The 18,488-nt window shown below is 71.1% G+C and carries 11 protein-coding genes; 3 read left to right on the top strand and 8 right to left on the bottom strand.

Translation table 11 applies throughout. The features are described 5' to 3' along the window. The first annotated feature begins 3 nt into the window (after positions 1-3). On the top strand, positions 4-855 hold the full coding sequence (locus tag WMF33_RS49070; protein WP_437335029.1) for a ketopantoate reductase family protein: 852 nt from the start codon (positions 4-6) through the stop codon (positions 853-855). Positions 856-971: 116 nt separating this feature from the next. Here WMF33_RS49070 and WMF33_RS49065 read toward each other — a convergent pair whose 3' ends face one another. The 8 genes from WMF33_RS49065 to WMF33_RS49030 all read right to left on the bottom strand — a co-directional run bounded on the left by WMF33_RS49065 (position 972) and on the right by WMF33_RS49030 (position 16,541). Continuing rightward, on the bottom strand, positions 972-1,373 hold the full coding sequence (locus WMF33_RS49065) for a hypothetical protein (RefSeq protein WP_437335028.1): 402 nt from the start codon (positions 1,371-1,373) through the stop codon (positions 972-974). A gap of 40 nt (positions 1,374-1,413) precedes the next feature. Further along, the gene (locus tag WMF33_RS49060) at positions 1,414-1,815 is read right to left on the bottom strand and encodes a hypothetical protein (RefSeq protein ID WP_437335027.1); all 402 of its coding nucleotides are present in this window, start codon (positions 1,813-1,815) and stop codon (positions 1,414-1,416) included. Further along, on the bottom strand, positions 1,812-8,342 hold the full coding sequence (locus WMF33_RS49055) for an RHS repeat-associated core domain-containing protein (protein ID WP_437335026.1): 6,531 nt from the start codon (positions 8,340-8,342) through the stop codon (positions 1,812-1,814). The genes WMF33_RS49060 and WMF33_RS49055 overlap by 4 nt, the downstream gene beginning before the upstream one ends. 982 nt (positions 8,343-9,324) lie before the next feature. Next, complete coding sequence (locus tag WMF33_RS49050; RefSeq protein ID WP_437335025.1) at positions 9,325-9,813, bottom strand: hypothetical protein; 489 nt, start codon at positions 9,811-9,813, stop codon at positions 9,325-9,327. Between the two features lie 200 nt (positions 9,814-10,013). Beyond that, the gene (locus WMF33_RS49045; protein WP_437335024.1) at positions 10,014-11,120 is read right to left on the bottom strand and encodes a formylglycine-generating enzyme family protein; all 1,107 of its coding nucleotides are present in this window, start codon (positions 11,118-11,120) and stop codon (positions 10,014-10,016) included. Then, positions 11,117-13,234: a M20/M25/M40 family metallo-hydrolase gene (locus WMF33_RS49040; protein ID WP_437335023.1), complete on the bottom strand. Its 2,118-nt coding sequence runs from the start codon at positions 13,232-13,234 to the stop codon at positions 11,117-11,119. Before WMF33_RS49040 ends, WMF33_RS49045 begins: the two co-directional genes overlap by 4 nt. Next, a complete protein-coding gene (locus WMF33_RS49035) occupies positions 13,228-13,608 on the bottom strand; it encodes a hypothetical protein (protein ID WP_020742126.1) in 381 nt (126 codons plus the stop codon). The genes WMF33_RS49040 and WMF33_RS49035 overlap by 7 nt, the downstream gene beginning before the upstream one ends. 242 nt (positions 13,609-13,850) lie before the next feature. Beyond that, a complete protein-coding gene (locus WMF33_RS49030; RefSeq protein ID WP_437335022.1) occupies positions 13,851-16,541 on the bottom strand; it encodes a HEAT repeat domain-containing protein in 2,691 nt (896 codons plus the stop codon). 283 nt (positions 16,542-16,824) lie between these two features. On the opposite strand from WMF33_RS49030, the gene WMF33_RS49025 reads away from it, so the two are divergent. Both WMF33_RS49025 and WMF33_RS49020 read left to right on the top strand, forming a co-directional pair. Further along, a complete protein-coding gene (locus tag WMF33_RS49025; RefSeq protein ID WP_437335021.1) occupies positions 16,825-17,319 on the top strand; it encodes a TlpA family protein disulfide reductase in 495 nt (164 codons plus the stop codon). Between the two features lie 11 nt (positions 17,320-17,330). Continuing rightward, positions 17,331-18,488, top strand: a complete 1,158-nt coding sequence (locus tag WMF33_RS49020) for an SUMF1/EgtB/PvdO family nonheme iron enzyme (protein WP_437335020.1) — start codon at positions 17,331-17,333, stop codon at positions 18,486-18,488.

Genomic DNA, 18,488 nt, shown 5'->3' with positions numbered 1-18,488 from the left:
ATCATGAAGATTGCCATTGTGGGCGCTGGTAGGATCGGAAGCACGTTCGCGTTCCAGCTCGCGCGGGCGGGGCACGAGGTGACGGTGGTCGCTCGTGGGGCGCGGCTCGCGCAGCTGCGGCGGGACGAGGCCATCGTGACCGCCGCGGGGGAGCGCGCCGCGGTGGGCGTGAGCGCCGCGCTCGACGAGGCGACGGCGTGGGACCTCGTGCTCGTGACGGTGCTCGCGCATCAGGTGGACGAGGTGCTCCCCGCGCTGTCCGCCAGCGCGGCGAGGACGGTGATGTTCATGTTCAACACCTTCGAGCCGCTCGGCCGCCTCCGCGACGCGGTGGGCGCGGCGCGCGTCGCCTTCGGATTCCCCGCGATCCTGGCGACCCTCGATGACGGCAAGCTGACGTCGAGGATCGTCACCCGAGGCATGGTCACCCCGGTGACGGACGCGGCCTGGGCGAAGGTCTTCACGGACGCGGGCATCCCCGCCGTCGTGGAGCCCGACATGGAGAGCTGGCTGCGCACGCACGCGGCGCTCGTCGCGCCGGTGATGGTCGCGGTCGTCACCGCACACGCGCGAAAGGCAGGCGTGTCGTGGACCGAAGCGATGGACCTGGCGCGCGCCCTGGAGGAGGGGCTCCGCCTCGTGCGCCAGCTCGGAAACACCCTCACCCCGGCGCCGATCGCGGCGCTGAGCCGCCTGCCCACGCCGGCGGCGGCCGCGCTCGTGTGGACGCTCAGCCGGGTCGAGCCGCTCCGCAAGACGGGCGCCGCCGGGCCCGGCGAGCCGCGCGCGCTGATCGACGCGATGGCCGCCGCGGCGCCTGGTCAGACGCCGGCGCTGCTGGCCATTCGGCCCTGACGAGGCCGGGGCGGGCGATCGCCTGTCGGCGCTCGGTTCGGAGGGAGGACAGCGTCGATCTTCATAAGGGACTCGCCGGCGCACCGTGGATGCTGTCGGACTTGGTGCGGTGCATGTCAGATCACCGTTGTCCACCACAGTTCGTCCAGCGACAGGGCCTCGTAGTCGATGCTCCCCGAGACCTCGCGCCCAAACACCTTCTCGAGAAGCTCTGGCGCAACCTGATAGTCTCGCTCCCTCGTAGACTTGAATCGAATCCACGTGACGTCGCTCGGCAGCTCCGAACGCGGAACGTCGTCCCGCACTGCACCTATCGGGATACGCGCACAGACAAGCCCCACGATTTCCGTGTCAGCGTCGAGAACCCGGCCCCACTCCTCGTCACCGGGCTCCCAATCCACGCTGCAGCCTGGAGAGTGCGCCGCCAACGCCTGGAGGGCATCGTGGACCTTCTCGTGCGTCCACGTCGCCGATGCCGCGCGGCTGTGCCGAAAGGCATCGCTGAGATCCTGCTTCATAGAGGACGCCCCGGCGCACCGTGGATGAGACCCGTTCCGGTCAGGACACGGTTGCCCACCACAGATCGTTCATCGACAGGTCTTCGTAGTCGACGTTTCGCGAGATTTTGCGTCCAAACACCTCCTCAAGAAGCTCTGGAGAAATTCGATATCTATGATCGTGCATGTGCCTGAATTGAATCCATGTCACAGCGCTTGGCAGCTCCGCGAGTGGGAAGTCATCCCGGGCTGCACCTATCGGAACACGCGCACACACAAGACCCAAGACCTTATTGTCAGCGTCGAGCACCCGTCCCCACTGCTCGTCGAAAGGCTCCCAGTCCACCCAGGAGCCTGAAGAGTGTGCTGCCAACGCCTGAAGGACATCCTGGACCTTCTCGTGCGTCCAGGTCGCCGATGGCGCGCGGCTGTGCCGAAAGATGTCGCTGAGATCCTGTTTCATAGCGGACTCCCCGGCGCACCGTGAACGAAACCCGTTTCGGTGCGGTAAAGGTTCAGTACGTTCGTTCTCTGACCTGTCCCGGCATGCACTCCGATATAATCGTCGAAAACAATCCTTGCCTTGCTATTGTCGCTTCCTCTCCACAGGTTTGCCTGATCGGCGTAATCCGCAGCATCAAGAACGAGTTGCTTCTCGTTCACTCCGTACAAGAACTGGCTCCTGCCGTCGGCGAGGCTGCCTACCGTATGAGGAGCCATGCCCGGCTCGTCAAGAATGTAGCGGCCGTTCGTCAGCTGCCCGTGTCTGTTCCTGAAGACCCCCCTGCTGACGAGCCAACCTTCTCCCGTCGCGGCCCTCGTCGCCAAGGCTCTTCCGCTCACCGCCGTGAGCCCCTCGCCGAGCCCGACGGCCGCGCCCAGCGTGAGCACGACCGCCTTGGTCCTCGCCGCGCCCGCGGCGCGGTAGTCGCCGTCCACAGCGGCAAGGACCGTGTCCGTTCCGGCCCTCAGCGCATGGTACAGGGGGTTCACGGCGTTCAGCGCCCCGACCACGCCGTCCTCCTTGTACCCGTCCCACATCGCGGTCCCGAGTTCGTAGGCGCCGTAGCCGCCGAACGTCAGCGCGTTGAGCACCAGCGACCGCCCGAGCCCGACGGTGAGCTCGCCGAGCCCCTCCCCGACGCCGAGCAGGCCCTCGCCCACCAAGCTGCCGACCGTGCTTTGATCCGGCGTGGAGGCCACCGGTTCGGGCACGTACCCCGAGCTCGTTCCGTACACGTTCACGTCGACGGGAGGCGCGACGACGCCGACCTCCGCGGCCCCGCGCGGCTCTTCCTCGCGCGTTTTTTTCTCGCGCGGCTCCTTCTCTCGCTGGCTCGCGCTCTTCGGGCCGAAGAGATGGACAGTATTCCGCGCCACGTCCACCTCCCAGCGGACCGCATGGACGGGCGGCGCCTCCGGCTCTGCTTGAAAACCGCTCGGATCCACGTAAGCCAGCGGGTTGTTGAGGACGTAGCTGTACGGATTGAGGCTCTGCCCCGACAGCGGATTCGCCACGAGCGGATCCGGCGTCAAGAAGCGCCCGATCACGGGATCGTACATCCGTCCCCGCATGTTGATGAGCCCGAGTTCGCCGTCGCCCTCGTGCCCCGTGAACCCCTGCCGGACAGGGGAGCTGCCGAACCAGCCCGGAGCCGCGCTCTCCCAGGTCGGCCAGCGGCGCTTGCCCCACGCCTGGTAGCTGCGCCGCTCGTGCACGCCGCCGGTGGCGTCCGTGATCACGTCGATCGAGCCCAGGTTGTCGCGATGCAGGTACAGCGTCGTGCCCGGCGCCCCCGCGGCGCGCGTCACGAGCGCCACCGCCCGCCCGTTCACCAGCACGGAGTACCGGTGCTCGACGCTCGGCTCGCCAGCGCCCGGAGCGAGCCGGGTGACCCGCTCGTACAGGTCGCCCACGTAGAGGGTCACCTCGTCCGGCGTCGTCTTCCGGATGCGGTTCTGATCGCCGTCGTAGTCGAGCTCGATCGTCGCGCCGCCGTCGAGCGTGAACGTCTCCGGCTTGTCGAACGGCGTGTACGAGACCGTCGCGCCGGGCCTCGAGATCTGGTTGCCGACGGCGTCATAGCCGTAGAACCTGTCCCCCGCCTGGATCACCGCGTGCGGCTGGTCGGGGTCGTACTCGTACGTGCCGATGCCCAGCTTGGAGTCGATGTTGCCATTCGGCGCGTACGTGTCCACGAACAGGCAGCGGGGCAGATCGCGGAACTGCGAGCACCTCAGGCGATCGAGCTTGTCGTAGAAGAAGTACTCCGTCTTCGTCTGGCGTAGGTCCTTCCTGGTCTCGAGGTTGAGCCTGTCGTCGTACGTGTACGCCAGGTTCTGGAGCTCCACGGCGTCCTTCGTCGTGCGCAGGCCCTCCAGGCGGTTCTTCGTCGCGTGGTACGACCGCTCGGTGACGACGCCGTTGCCGAGTTCCTCGGTCCGGATCCGCCCGGCCCGGTCCGTCTCCTTCAGCTCCCAGTACGGATCGCCGGTCTCGGCGTTCCGCGCCTCGAGGACGTGGCCGTGCGGGTCGAGCTCGTAGAGGACCGAGAACGGCTCCCCGCCGTCGCCCGCGGGGTACGCGATGAGGTTGAGCTGGTTCGAGGGGGTATAGCCGAAGGTCGTCGTGAACGTCTCGCCCTCGAGCGCCAGCCGCTTGATCTCGAGCCGCCCGAGCGGGTCATAGGTGTAGATCGTCTTGTGATGCTCGGGGGTCTCGACCTCGGCGATCTTGCCCTTCCCCGTCGCCCCGCGGTCCCACGTCCACGTGGTGCGGTAGGTGCTTTCGCTGCCCTCTTCCTTGTCGATGCGCGCCGTCATGCGGCCCAGGCGATCGTACTCGAACCAGCGCTCCCGCCCCAGCGCGTCCTTCGCATACGTCGGCCGCCCGAACCCGCTGTAGTGCGTGATCGTCTCGCCGCGATCGGGATCCGTGATCTTTCGCACGCGGCCGTAAGCATCGCGTTCGGTCGTCGTCACCGCGCCGCCCGGATCGGTCACGGTCCACAGCCCGCCGAACGGCCCGTAGCGATAACGCGTCTCCCCCGCCATCGCGTCGGTGATCGACACCGGCCGGCCGAGCGCGTCATTCGTGATCGTGGTCGTCACGCCGCGTGGACCGTTCACCTCGACGGTCGTGCCCAGGTACGTGTACGTCGTCGTGGTGCCCCAAGGCGTCCGGTGCGTCTTGATGCGGCCCATGCCGTCATAGGTAGTGTCGTCGTAGCGCAGCGCATCGCGCGGCGTGTCCTCGCCGGCGGGCAGCGATCGTCGCGCCACGTGCTCGCCCAGCGCATCGAAGACGATCTCCTGCATGACGCGCTCGCCGGCGCCGGCGCCCACGTCGGGGCGATGCGTCCACCACCGGACCGGACGCCCGAGGCTGTCGAGCTCGACAGTGTCATCGCGACCGCCGGTCTCCTGCGTTCGCACCTTCACGTTCCACTCGGTGCCGGACGCGCCGCCGTCCTTCGTCCGCGTGAACGTGGTGATCACCTCGTCCTCCTCGCCCGGCCGGATCTCCTTCGTGACCCGCCCGAAGCCGTCGATCGCCCAGCGCGTGACGAGGTGGTTCGGATCGACCAGCGCCGTCCTGACGCCGAGGCCGGGGTCGAACTTCATCCGCGTGACGTGCCCCTCCGCGTTCGAGCGCGCGTACGGGAAGACGCGCTCTTCGTCGTACGAGATGCAGGAGTTGCGGCGCGCGCCGAACGCATCGACGGAGCGGGTGATCCTGAGGTTGCCGTACACGTCGCGCGTATACGTGAGGTGGAGCTCCGTCTGCGGGTCGCCCTCGGTGCCGACGGACTCCCGGATGACCTGTCCGCGCGTGTTGTACGTGCGCGACATCGTGCGGCACTGGTCGATCCCCGAGGCGCTGCTGCACTCGTTCACGGCGTCCAGCTTGCCGATCAGCCAGGCGGCGGTGTCGTTCGTGTACTTCCGCTTGACGAGGAGCGAGAAATCGGCCCCCGTCGTGGACGACGACTCGGCGAGGATGTTGCCGAACTCGTCGTAATTGCCATAGGCGATCGTCGCGTCGCTCATGAGGATCGGCGGAAACCCCGCCCGGTCGATCGCGTACGCCTCCAGGCTCTGCTCTCCGGCCGGCGAGTACTCTCCCTGTCCCCTGATGTCCCTGCGGAAGACCGGCAACGTGAAGTACGTGCTGCCGCCGTTCGTCTTGACGGCCTGGATCAGCGAGCTCGTGTGCGAGAGCTCGACGATCCCGGAGGGCGCTTGATCATGGGTCTCGGGAGGGCTGTAGCGCACCTCCCGCATGACCTGATGCGCGTAGGGGAAGACGTTGAGGTCCTCGTCGAACGTCACATTGTCGTAAAACTCCACGGTCCCGGAGCCGGTGTCGAGATCGCGCACGATCCGCTTGCCGAAGCCGAGGAAGCCACGGCCGAGCCGGTGGTAACGGCCGTTCCTGTAGGCGACCTCGAAGCGCCGCTCGGCGTTCGCGCCGTTGTTGAGCGTGTAACCGCTGACCACCGCCCGCGGGCCCAGGGCGCAGCGGAGCGGGTAGGCGCACTCCTCCTTAACGGCGTTCTCCATCGGGTTGTAGATCTTCTGCTCGTCCGGCAGCGGCGACAACCCGTCCCAAGCGTGCGGCGACGACAGGTGGCTGTAGGTGATCGTCACGTTCGGCAGGAAGTCGGGGTCGTCCGGATCGAGCGAGCTCATGCCGTCAGTCACGCTCGCGAGGAGATCCTCGTCCTTGAGCAGGTTCGGGAAGATGCGGAAGAAACGTCCCACCGACATCAGCACATCCTGGACGCCGTCGCCGTTCAGGTCCGTCACCCGCGGAGCTTGCGCGTGGGCGAGCGTGACCTCGGAGTCGAGCATGAGGGGCTCGACCGGCAGGTGCGAGTCCACCAGCGTGAAGGTGCCGTCTCCGACCCTGCCCGTCGACTCGAGGATCATCCACGCGGGCACCCCACCCGGCTCCGCCATCGGCATGAGCAAGTCCTGGCGGCCGTCGTCGTTCCAGTCGATCGGCACGGCGAGGTTCGCGAACCGGTCGGCCTCGAGCCAGAGCTCGGGCAGGCTGTTCACGGCAGCGGCGAACCCGTCGCCGGTGTTCACGTAGGTGCGCAGCTGCCGGTCCGGAAGGCCGGTCTGGACCGCGTCGGGCAGGCCGTCGCCGTTCACGTCGAGGAAGAGCATGCGGCCGCCGGGGAGCCGGACCGGGAGGCCGGTCGGGGTGATCGACCACGCGCCCGGGCTCTGGTACGTCACCGCGTCGTACGTGGTGCCGAAGGTCACCGTCGCGTCGTCGATCCACACCGCCGTGTGCACGAGCAGATCGATCTTGCCGTCGCTGTCCGCGTCCACCGTGTGCAGGTCCGCGTTGCACGGGTACGCGTACAGCGCGGGGATCGGGCTCGGCGCGGGCTCGAACCCGGGCCCCTCCGGGCCGCTGGGGCGCCAGAGGTGCACCCACCAGGCCATGCTGATGCCGTCGTCGCCGCACTGGATGAGGTCGGAGACGCCGTCGCCGTCGACGTCGGCCAGGTGTGCCGAATGCGTCGGGCTCTTGATGCTGCCCGGCGTCCACGCCGACCCGAGCGGGTACATGCGAGCGACCTCGGTGTCGAGGCGCGTGAAGTTGCCCGCGCGCTCCGCGAGGAGGACGTGCCAGTTCGGCCATCGACCCTGCAGGTCGTGCATGAAGATGTCGGTGAGCCCATCTTGATTGTAGTCGATCGGCGTGCCGACCTCGGGCTGGAAGGGCGTGTCCGGATCCAGGTGAGTGACCTCGGCCACCAGCCTGTCCACGTTGAAGGCGGTCGAGACCCCCTCCGACAGCCGGTTCGGAGCGAGGAACCAGGTGGTGAGCGGCACCTCGACGTCCTCGTAGATCGCGAGCTCGTCGTCGGACATCACGATGTCGTCGAGCCCGTCACCCGTCGCGTCCATGAGCATGCTGCTGCCGCGATCGGAGGTGGGAACCTCGAGCGGCGTCGCCAGCCAGGTGAACCCCTTCGTGCCGTGATGCCACCCGAAGCGTGTCGGCGGCTTGCACACGCCGTCCGACGCGCACTCCTCGACCTGCTGGAGCAGCCGCCGCCCTGTCGCGGGTGCGTCGTCGAACAAGAAGCGGTAATTCCGGACGAGCGCGTCGCCCGGCCCGAGCATCCGGATCTCGTCGAGGCGCCACGAGCTCCGGAGCTCCATCCCACGCGAGTAGAGCACGCGGCCCCCCCACTGCGGCTCGCCGTACACGAACTCGACGGCGCGCGTCGCCGGGGACGACGGATGACCGGTGTAATCGATCCGCAGCGGCGCGTGCTCGACGGTGTACTTCTCCGTCGGGTGCTCCTCGCTCTTGTACCGCGTGTCCATCGTGTTTCCGTAGCGGTCGCTCACGCGCGTCACCCACCACGCGCGGACGACACCGAGCTTGGCCATGACCCGGCCGCTCGGCTCGTTCCCGTACTCGATGATCCGCCCTGACTTCGTGTACGCGCGGAGGTACATCGGACCCTTTTCCCAGTCCCAGCCTTCATAGCTGGCGATCACCTTGGTAAAGGTATCGGGGAACGTGCGGTACTCCACGAGATCCCCCGCCCTGCCCACCTCGACCAAACGCTTCCCGTCGAGGCAGAGCGCATCGTCTCGATCGTAATGAACGGCCCGGATCTCGCCGTCCTGCGCGATCGTGCGCGGGCACCGCGTCACCGCGGACAGCCCCGTCACGGAGAAGCCCATACCGAGCACGCCCTCTCCGCCCGAGCTGTCGTAGCTCACCGCGAGCTCCGGCTGCATGCCGGCGCGCCCCGGAGGAACGGCGAGCGGCATCGTGTACGTCGCCTCGCCGGTGCTCGAGGCCGAGAACGTCCCGCCGATCGCGCCTGCTGCGACCGTCTCGGAGCGCGGCAGATCGACAGGGAGCTCTGTGCCGTCGTAGCCCGAGCAGATCGTGCCGAGCAGGTCGTCCTCGGGATGGACGGGCCCTTCGATGTCGAGGTCTCCATTCAAGAGAGAGAGCCTTGGCCCGAGAGAGAGCCTTGGCTCGCGCGGCGAGTCTGAGCACGCCGCAACGGCGAGCACGCAAGCGGCGAGGCATACCCCCGCGAGCGAAAAGTGATGCTTTCGCCGGGCCGTGGCACGGCGTGACATCGCGAAATCGTGCGTGGCCGAAGGCGCACGTGTGCGCCGTCTCGTGGGAATGCTCATGAGATATGCCTGTTCTTAAGGTTTCTCGCTGGCGTCCGGCGGCGTGAGGCACACCCGCGCCGCACCCCGTCCGCTCCGCGGTCGAGCGTCTCGCCTCGTCGTCCCCGGGCCGCCCCGAACGGGCCGTCGGCCGCGTGACGCGCGCCTATGGCAAGGGCGGGGCCAGGATGCGTGGCGACCACGCCGCGCGGCGTGAGGCAGCCGACACCGCCTCGAAGGCGGCGAGGCGGCGTCGCCCGGGACGTGCTCCATTGCGAAAGTGCGCAATCGCTTGCGGGATGACGCCACCCGGGCTCCGCGCCCTGCGTGGGACGGGTGGCAGGCAGCTCAGCTGCCCTGCCGAGACCGGATCCGGTTCCTCACGCCATGCTCAGCTGCCCTGCCGAGACCGGATCCGGTTCCTCACGCCATGCTCAGCTGCCCCGCCGAGACCGGATCCGGTTCCTCACGCCATGCTCAGCTGCCCCGCCGAGACCGGATCCGGTTCCTCACGCCATGCTCAGCTGCCCTGCCGAGACCGGATCCGGTTCCTCACGCCATGCTCAGCTGCCCCGCCGAGACCGGATCCGGTTCCCCACGCCATGCTCAGCTGCCCCGCCGAGACCGGATCCGGTCGCGGCAGGCAGCTCCGCTCCCCGAGGGACTGGACGCGCCAGCCCCCAGGCCATGCTCGGCTGCCCCGGCGAGCGCCGAGCGCCGCGGCGGCGCCGGAGAAGGCGCCACCCTCACAAGACCAGGAACGCGACCGAAGCAAGGCGCAGATCAGCGCAGGACCACGCGCCCCCTACTGCCCGCCGGGCACGCAGATCGCCGTCGCCGAGCCGGCGCCCATGCACGAGAAGCCCGCCGCGCAGTCGGTGTTCGCGGCGCACGGGAAGGCGCACTTGCCCACCGCCGTGTTGCACTTGTGCGTGCCGCAGACCATGTCGTTCGTACACGGGAGCGCGAGCGGGCTCGGCTGCGCCGTCGTCGCCGGAGCGGTCGTCCCCGGCTGCTGGTACTGCCCCGGCTGCTGATACCCCGGCTGCTGGTACTGCCCCGGCTGCTGGTACTGCCCCGGCTGCTGGTACTGCCCAGGCTGCTGGTACCCGGGCTGCTGGTACTGCCCGGGCTGCTGGTACCCAGGCTGCTGGTTGTAGGCGTTGTACTGCTGGCTCGAGGGATCCTCGGCCTCGCTGCCCCGGCACGCGGAGGACAGGAGCCCGAGGCCTCCGAGAGCAAGGACGACCGCCGCGGCCGAGCGCACGCTGGTGAACCACATGGATCGCTTCATCAAGGTCTCCCGCAGGTGCGGGGCTTTCCCCGCGTGAGCAGCGGGCCGGTGCCGACCCGCCGCTGAGATCTGAGCCCCGGCCCCCGGAGGAGCAACCGCAGGCCCTTCGCCGGCGAGCGCCGCGTCGCGGGCCCGCTGGAGGCGAGCGTACCCCCGGTCGGCGGCCACGCGCCCGCCAAAATGACGGCGCCACCGTGCGCTCACCGCGGCGCAGCGTCCTTGCAGCAACGAAACCCCTGCTCGTAGCCGTAATCCTCTTCCTTGTGGAACCCCACCGTCGGGCGGCATCGGCCGCGCATCGGGCCCCACCAGCCGCCCTTGAGCCCGCTCCGATCCGGGGACTTGCGGCCCGGCCGCACGACCCACTCGTTGATGTTGCCGTTGAGGTCGTAGACGCCGAACGGCGACACGCACGCCGGCATCGAGCCGGCCGGAACGCGCTGATCGAGCCGCTCGAGCTCCGCCTTGCACTTGGGGTGCCGCATGCACCGCTCGTAGCGGTAGAGCGTCAGCTCGCGCTGGCGGAACGGCCGGTCGATGTTGCACTTCGTCGCGTCCCGCATGAACCCGTACGTGTACGGGAGCATCTCCTCGCCCTCGCAGGCGAAGTTGAACTCGTCCTCGGTGCAGAGGCGCTTGCCGACGCCCTCGCACGCCTTGACGGCCTCGCGCCACGAGACGAGCAGCGCAGGGAGCTCGCCCTTCCTGTTGGGCCACTCGTACCGGTCGACGCAGTAACGCATCGGCGCGCGCTTCTTCGAGAGGCACGCGGTCGGCTGCTTGTACTCGAGGCAGCGCTCGCTGACGCTGGTCGAGCCCTCCACGCCGCCGTACGGGCTCTCCCGCCGCGCCTGGTCCTTCTCGTACTCCTTGTGGTGCTTCAGGCAGATCTGCTCGACCAGGGGGCAGTAGTCGCCGTCGACGAGGACCATGTCGTCCGGACACCCCGCGGAGCTGCCGGGCAGCCCGGCGTCCGACACGCCGCCGTCGGGCGACGGCGACGCGGTCGCGCCGTCGAGGGCCGCGGCGGCGTCGGGCAGCCCCGCGGCGTCGGGCAGCCCCGCGGCATCCGGCGGCTCCGCGGCGCCGTCGGGTGGCGCTGGCTCGGCGTCCGCCGTTGCGCCGGCGCTCGCGGGCGCAGCGGGGGCCGCGGCGTCGGTCGCGGCGGGCTCGCGGCGATCGCAGCCGAGGAGCGCCGCCGCGAGGCCGCACAGCAGGACGAGGCCCCCCGCGCAGCGCCGGCAGAGGGCCCTGCGCCGCCGGCGCGGAGCGGCCGGCGGCGCGATGCGGCGGCGGCGCCGGCTCATCGGCCGGGGGCGGGGATGACCTTGAGCGGCACCCGGGTGCCGCCGCGCTCCACCTCGATCACGACCTCGCGGCCCGGCTCGAGCTCGCCGAGCGCGAACATGAAGTCGTGGATGTTGGTGATCGCGTGGGCGCCGATGCGCACGATCACGTCCCCCGCCTGCATCCCGGCGCGCGTGGCCGGCGCGTCGGGCCGCACGCCCGTGAGCTTCACGCCGGGCCCCTGGTACGCGTAGTCCGGCATCGTGCCAAGCGACGCGCGGAAGCCGCGGCGCATGCTGCGGTGAGGGTCGGCCGGCGGGTCGGTGAACGCCATCCGCGCGTCGCGCTGCGCGAGGGCGAGCGCCATCCGCGCCGCGAGCACCGCGCAGCGCGAGACGCCCGCGGCGTCGATCTTGTCCGCCGTGTCGCTCGGCCGGTGGTAGTCCTCGTGGACGCCCGTGAACAGGAAGGCGACCGGGACGCGCGACGCGGTGAACGACGTGTGATCGCTCGCGCCGAACCCCTCGACGCCGAACTGGAGCGCGAGGCCGAGCCCGCGGGCGGCGTCGTCCACGATCGGCTTCCAGTCGGGCGAGGTGCCGAGGCCGTCGACGAGGAGCTTGTCCTCCCGCATCCGGCCGACCATGTCCGCGTTGATCATCGCCACGACGGACTTCGTCCCCGCGAGCGGCGCCGGCGGGTGATCGACGAAGTGGCGCGAGCCGAGGGTGCCGAGCTCCTCGGCGCCGAACGCGATGAACAGCAGGTTGCGGTCCGGCCGCGCGGGGAGCGAGGCGAACCGCCGCGCGACCTCCAGGAGCATCGCGGTCCCGGAGGCGTTGTCGTCGGCGCCCGGGTGCACCGCGTGCACGCCGGGCGCGCGCGAGTACGAGTTGCCGCCGTGGCCGAGGTGATCGAAGTGCGCCCCGACGACGACGTACTCGCCGGCGTGCGGGGAGCCGTCCCGCGCCGGGAGCAGGCCGATCACGTTGGACGCCGGCGCCATCCGCGGGGTGACCTTGGTCGTGATCTCGACGGTGACGCCGTCGAGCGGCTTCGGCCCAGGGGCCTTCGCCGGGGCCTGCTTCGCGGCCGCGGGCTTCGCGGCGGCCTGCTTGGCGGCCTCGGGCTTCGCGGGCGGCGGAAGCCCCGCCGTCGGGAACAGCGCCCGGGCCGCGGAGCGCGTGATCACCACGGCCGGGATGCCCATGCTCGCCGCGTCGTCCGACACGCGCGGGAGCTCGTCGCCCGCCGCGACGAGGATCACGCCGGCGGCCTTGTGCTCGCGGGCGGTGCGGAGCTTGTAGCGGACGCTGCCGAAGTCGCGGAGCGCGTCGGCCGGCCGCGGTGACGGCGCGTGGTGCGGATCCGCGTGCGCCGCGCCGTGCGGGTCCGCGTGCGCCGCGCCGCCGTGCGGGGCGGCTGCCGCGCCGCCATGCGGATCTGCCTTCGCCGCGCCGCCGTGCGGGTCTGCCTTCGCCGCCCCCGCCTGCGGCGCCGCCTCCGCGCCGCCGCCCAGCGTGGGCACGCCGTCGAGCACGACCGCGATCTTCCCCTCGATGTCGCGGCCGCCGTAGTCGTCCCAGGAGAGCGCCGCCGCGGTCACGCCGTGGCCCACGAGCACCGCGGCCCCCGAGACCGCGCCGCTCGCGCTCCCGTCGGCCGTGACCAGCTTGCCGGCCTCGACGCCCTGCTTCCGGCCCGCGCGCTGCACCACGAGCGCCGCCGGCGCCACGTCGGCGCCCACCCGCGCCTCGAACGCCTGCCGGTACGCCTTCGCGTCGCCCCCCTGCCCGCCCAGCGGCGCGAGCTTGAGCTCGGCGAAGCGGCGCGCGATGAAGTCGGCCGCGAGCTCGGCGCCGGGCTCGCCGGTGGCGCGCCCCGCGAGCTCGGGCGACGCGAGGTACGCGACGTCCGCCTTGATCCGCGCCTCCGCGGCGGGGTCGAGATCGATCGAGGCCGGCGCGGCGGGCGCCGCGGCGGCCGGCGCCGAGGCCGGCGGCGCGGCCGCCTCGCGGGGCGGCGCGGCCGGAGGCGCGCACGCCCCGAGCGCGGCGAGCAGCCCCGCGACGAGCCCCGGGCGGAGCCCCGCCGCGCGGGGCGCGCGCGCCCCGGCGCGCCCGGCGGTCACCACGGCGCGGCCTTCTGCGCCGCGCGGACCAGCTCGAGCGCGCGGCGCCCGATGTACTCCTCCACGTCGGCGGGCGCGATGTGTCTGTCCTTCGCGAAGTCGAACTCGCGCGGCTTGCCGTCGCCGAAGGTCACCCGGACGATCGCCGACTCCCGCAGGAGCTCCAGCGCCAGGCTGAACTCGCCGAGCGCGAGCCGGTGCTTGTCCTGCTCCTGCGAGAGCACGACCGGCTGCCCCTTGTCCTGCAGCCTCTCGTGCGCGAACTTCAGCGACTCGGCCCCCTGCGACACGGCCGACTCCGCGGCCGCGAGCGCCTCGGCGACCCGCTTCTTGTGCCGCGCGAGCTCTTCCGACTCGCGCTCCGCCTTCGATTTCACGGCCTCGTTGAGCTCATCACGCCAGGTAGCCACAGTGCACCTCGGCGCGAACACTCTTCCGAAACGCGCGCTTTGTCCAGCCCGACACGCGCCCGCCGCCCGTCGCCAGGGCCCCCCCGACGCGCCGGCGCGGGCTCCTCCGCGCAGCCTCGACAAAAAACAGGAAGCCCGGGATCCCCGGGGGAGGACGGCCTCCCTCGAGGGCTCCCGGGCCCCTCGCACGATCGCGCAGGCGCGCGCCGCTACTGCACGTCGGCGCCCCCGCCCTTGGCCGGGGCGAGCGCGCTCAGGTCCTCGGCCACGGTGGCCTTCGGGTTCATGAGCTCGTGGAACGCGCGCTTCGCGAGCACGCCGGTGTCGCCCGGCTCGTGCCGCAGGGCCATGAGCGCGCCCTTCTCCTTCATGAACTTGAGCGTGTCGATCGCGCCCTTCTTCTGCTCGCCGTCGCCGCTCTTGGCCGCCTGGTAGAGCCGGTAGCGCAGGACCACGCGCGTCTCGGAGTGCGGGCCGTTGTCGTACTTCAGGTTGTCGAACTGGGCCTGGAGCCGCTGCCGCGCCCACTCCTGCGGCGCGTCAGCGACCTTCACCCGCGTGACCGCCTCGGCGTTCGCGACGTACCGGTAGAGGTTGCCGCGCTTGAAGTCCTCGTCCGACCAGTAGCCGAACGCGCGGTAGTAGTGGTCCTTGAGGTCGTCGAGCGCGCCCTTGTCGAAGTCGGCGTACATCGCGACCGTCCGCGCCGCGGTGTCGCTCGTGCCGCCGAGGATGAGCGCGAGCGCCGCCGCGTTCCGGACCTCGACGTCCTTGAGCTTCTCGAAGAGCTGGTTCTGCGCCGCCTCGTCGAAGCCGCCGATGCCGATGGCGCGCGCGACGGCCATGCGCACCCCGGGCTCGACGTCGGCCGTGAGCAGCGGGACGAGCTCGCCGGCGGCGCTGGGCACCGGCCGGAGCGCGAGCGCGGACGCGTAACAGGCGCCGATGAGCTGCTTGCGCGGCTCCTTCTTGCTCGCGAAATCCTTCGCCTTCTTCGCCACCTCGACCATCGTCTTGTCGTCGGCGCACCAGGCGAGCGCCTCGCACGCGGCCTGGCGGGCCTCCTCGTGCCACGTCTCGTCCTCGATGAGCTTCGTCAGCGGCTCCACCGCGCGCGGGTCGCCCCACTCGGCGAGCCCCTGCGCCGCGCCGTAGGCGACCGCGCGGAGCGCCATGCCCATCATCGCGAGCCCCGCGCCCTGGAGCCCGTCCTGGGTGATGTCCATCTTCGGGTCCTTCTTCCGCTTGAACTGCTCGAGCAGCCGCGGGAAGGAGGGCTCGTCCTTCATGCGCCCGATGTACCGGAGCGCGCTCTGCGCGGTCTCGAACGCCGCCGGGAACGGCGGCTGCTGCCCCTCCTTCGGGAGCGGGTCCGTCGGGAAGGCCCAGTCGCGCATGTCCTTCAGGATCTTCTCGGAGCGGATCGTGGCGAGGAAGCGCAGGCCGTTCGCGTGCGGCTGCGGGCGATCCTTGAGCCACAGGATGACCGGCGACTCGGCCGCGGCCTTGAGCTCGGCGGCCTTGTCCGCGTGGATCGTGGCGAGGTCGGCGAGCATGCGGGCGCCGACGACGCGCGGCAGGTCGGTGCGCGACAGGTGCCCGCCCTCGTCCGCCTCCCAGAACTTCTCGAGCTTGTAGAGCTTGAGCGGGTCGGCCAGCATCCGCTCGCCGATGTACTTGGCGCCGCGGATGTCGCCGACCTCGGCGAGCCGCGTCCCCGCCTCGCCCTGCCAGTGCAGCGGCGGCTTCTTCGCCTCGATCCACTTCACGAGCGGGTCGGCCGCGCGCGGATCGGCGAGCTCGCGCAGCATCTCCATGATCTGCTTCGTCTGGAACCAGGTCGTCTCCTCGGGGTCCGACTTCACGCTGTCGAGGGCGAGGACGAGCCCCTCGCCGCCGATGCCGTCGCGCAGCGCCTCGAGGAAGCGCTGGCGGCTGTCCTTGTCGGCGTTCGAGAGCGCCTCGAGGAGCGGGGCGCGCGCCGTCTCGTCGCCGATGCGCCCGAGGCCGTTCGCGGCCTCGCGCGCGACCTCGACGTCCTTGTCCTTCACGAGCGTGATCAGCGCGCTCGTCCACTTGGGCTCGGCGTTGCGCGACAGGACCGTCGCGACGAGCTGCCGCACCGACGCGCTCTCGTCGGTCGCGAGCTTCGCGAGCTCGTCGAGCGACACGAGGCCGGCGAGCTTCTCGGGATCGAAGGCGATGCCGCCGCCGAGCCGCTCGACCTTCGAGAGGAACCCCTTGCGGTACTGGTCCATCGCGTCCTTGAACGCGGCCGGCTCCTTGAGCTCGACGAGGGCCCAGACGATCTGGGGCCGGTCGCTCTCGTCCGCGACCTTGAGCGCCTCGAGCAGCGCGGGCTTGGCGCCGTCGGCCTTGGGCGAGCCGTAGTAGGCGAGCACCTGCGCGGCGACGCCCTTCACGCGGTGGTCCTGGAGCGAGAGCGCCGTCGTCGCGTGCGTGACGCCCTCGGGGTCGCCGGCCCACGCGAGCTGCATGAGCGCCTCCTGCTGGAGCGACGGCTCGGCGTTCGAGGCGGCCCACTTCCGCCAGAGGGGCAGCTGGTCCTTCTTCGGCAGGACGAAGATGTTCTTCTTCTCCTTCGAGATGGCGTCGACCGTCATCTTCTGGCTGTCCTGCTTGACGCCGAACCAGATGGCGCCCGCGGCGCCGAGCGCGAGGAGGAGGCCGACCACGATCGACACCGGGCTGAACCGGCCGCGCTTGAAGTTGCCGTCGTCCGCGAAGCCGCCGCCGGCGGGCGCCGGCGGGGCTCCGGGCAGGTCGTTGTCATCGGGGGGCCACTTGGCCGCCCGCTTGGCCGGGGGGAGCCCGGGCGGCGGGCGCCGCCCGCGGGGCCCCGCGGGATTTTCTCGTGAAAGATTCGGACGATCCAGCATGGTTCCTCCAGCGCGCGGGCGACGACGTGACCCGGACGGCGGTGGCAGCGCGCGGCGAGCCGCGCTGCGCCCCCGACCCCCACCGGCGGCGGCGGCGGCGTCGCGCGGCGAGCCGCGCTGCGCCCCCGACCCCGGGCCAGGCGGCGCAGCGCCTGGCCGGTCGAGGCGCCGGACCGTACCAGAGCCGCTCGGACGTAGGCCCAAAGATTTGCTATGAAGCCCAGGGCCCCGTATGGCCGAACCCGAGTCCAATTCCGGTAAGATTCTCTACCCTGCAGTCGCGGTGCTCATCGCCCTGAGCGCGCTCTTCGGCCTTGCGATCCTGCCGCGGCTTGCGCCTGGGGTCGGGGGCATGGTCGGCGCGGTGGCCCCCGACGTGACGCTGCCGGTCGCGGCCAACGGCGAGCCCGGCGCGCGCATGCAGCTCGCCGAGCTCAAGGGCCAGCCGGTGATCCTCGACTTCTGGGCCACCTGGTGCGGCCCCTGCGCGGTCCAGGCGCCGATCCTCGACCGGATCGCGCGCCGGTACGAGAAGAAGGGGCTCGTGGTGCTCGGCGTCAACGTGGACGATCCGCCCCACGTGGCCAGCCAATACGCCCTCAAGAAGGGCCTCTCGTACCCGATCCTCATCGACGACGCCAAGGAGGCGTCGGTCCGGTACGGGGTGGACAAGCTGCCGAGCCTCGTGGTGATCGACCGGCAGGGGAACGTCGCCGCCTACCTGACCGGCATCGTCGACGAGGCGAGCCTCTCCGAGATCGTCGCGGCGACCCTCTGACCTCGCTCCACGTGTCACGGCCCTCCCGACCCTCGCGCGTCGCGCTCGCGGCGCTCACCGCGGCCGCGGCCGCCTGCTCCCGCGGCGAGCCCGATCGCGGCCCCGGCGACGCCGCCGCGCCGGCGGCCAGCCCCGCGGTGCCCGCGGCGGCCTCCGGCCCGGGGGACGCGGCCCCGCCGGCGGCTGGGTCTGCCGGCGCGCCGCCGGCGGCCGGGGGCGAGGCGCCGCCGCCGCCGGCCGGCGCGCCGCCGCCGGCCGGGGATCCGACGGCGATCCACTACGAGGCGCGCGAGGACCTGGTGCGGCTCTTCTCGCTGAAGGAGCTCACGCCGCGGGAGCGCAAGTTCAGGAACCCCGAGCTCTTCCTGGAGAAGAACTTCGGCGGCGGCGGGCCGTCGCGCATCAACCAGGGCAACAGGGCGCTCGCGCGGCACACGCGCTCGAAGGAGCAGTGCCTCGAGGGGCTGCGCGGCGTCGTCCTCCAGACGGAGGAGCAGCGCGCCCGCTGCGGCGGCCACGAGAACATGGTGCCCGTCTTCAAGACCGTGCGGGGGAAGGCGAGGCCGGCCGAGTTCTGCATCGACGTCTTCGAGTTCCCCAACAAGCCGTGCGAGCTGCCGATGGTGTGGGCGGGCCCGACGCAGGCGGCGTCGGTGTGCAGCCTCCAGGGCAAGCGCCTCTGCACCGAGGACGAGTGGAGCCTCGCGTGCCGCGGCGACCCGGAGGGCGGCGCGCCGCGGACGTACGCTTACGGCGACGAGCTCGACCTCGCCGTCTGCCACACGCAGACGCGGCACCGCGACATCGACGGCAAGCCCTGCGACGCCGACACGGCGCGCTCGGCCTACGAGACGTGCGCGACCGACACCGAGCCGGCGGGCGCCTACCCGGCGTGCCGCTCGCGGTTCGGGGTCTTCGATCAGCACGGCAACGTGGCCGAGATCATGACCCGCCGCGATCGGGACGACGGCAAGCTGTACAGCCAGCTCAAGGGGAGCGCCTGGTTCTACGTCGAGGTCGCCCGCGCGCACGACGCCCCCCGGCCGAAGGGGCAGGAGACGTATCCCGATCACTGCTCCTTCAGCCCGCGCTGGCACGTGGAGCCGATGGAGAACGCCTGGCACGTGAATTACCACCTCGGGTTCAGGTGCTGTAAGACGGTCCACTGA

The organism is Sorangium sp. So ce394 (genome assembly GCF_051474665.1).
Taxonomy (GTDB): domain Bacteria; phylum Myxococcota_A; class Polyangia; order Polyangiales; family Polyangiaceae; genus Sorangium; species Sorangium cellulosum_D.
This window is presented reverse-complemented; position numbering and strand designations above follow the sequence as displayed.

Excerpts from the sequence above, each read along its gene's own strand:
- WMF33_RS49070 (WP_437335029.1), top strand. The coding sequence starts at position 4 with ATGAAGATTGCCATTGTGGGCGCTGGTAGGATCGGAAGCACGTTCGCG.
- WMF33_RS49065 (WP_437335028.1), bottom strand. The coding sequence starts at position 1,373 with ATGAAGCAGGATCTCAGCGATGCCTTTCGGCACAGCCGCGCGGCATCG.
- WMF33_RS49060 (WP_437335027.1), bottom strand. The coding sequence starts at position 1,815 with ATGAAACAGGATCTCAGCGACATCTTTCGGCACAGCCGCGCGCCATCG.
- WMF33_RS49050 (WP_437335025.1), bottom strand. The coding sequence starts at position 9,813 with ATGAAGCGATCCATGTGGTTCACCAGCGTGCGCTCGGCCGCGGCGGTC.
- WMF33_RS49045 (WP_437335024.1), bottom strand. The coding sequence starts at position 11,120 with ATGAGCCGGCGCCGCCGCCGCATCGCGCCGCCGGCCGCTCCGCGCCGG.
- WMF33_RS49030 (WP_437335022.1), bottom strand. The coding sequence starts at position 16,541 with ATGCTGGATCGTCCGAATCTTTCACGAGAAAATCCCGCGGGGCCCCGC.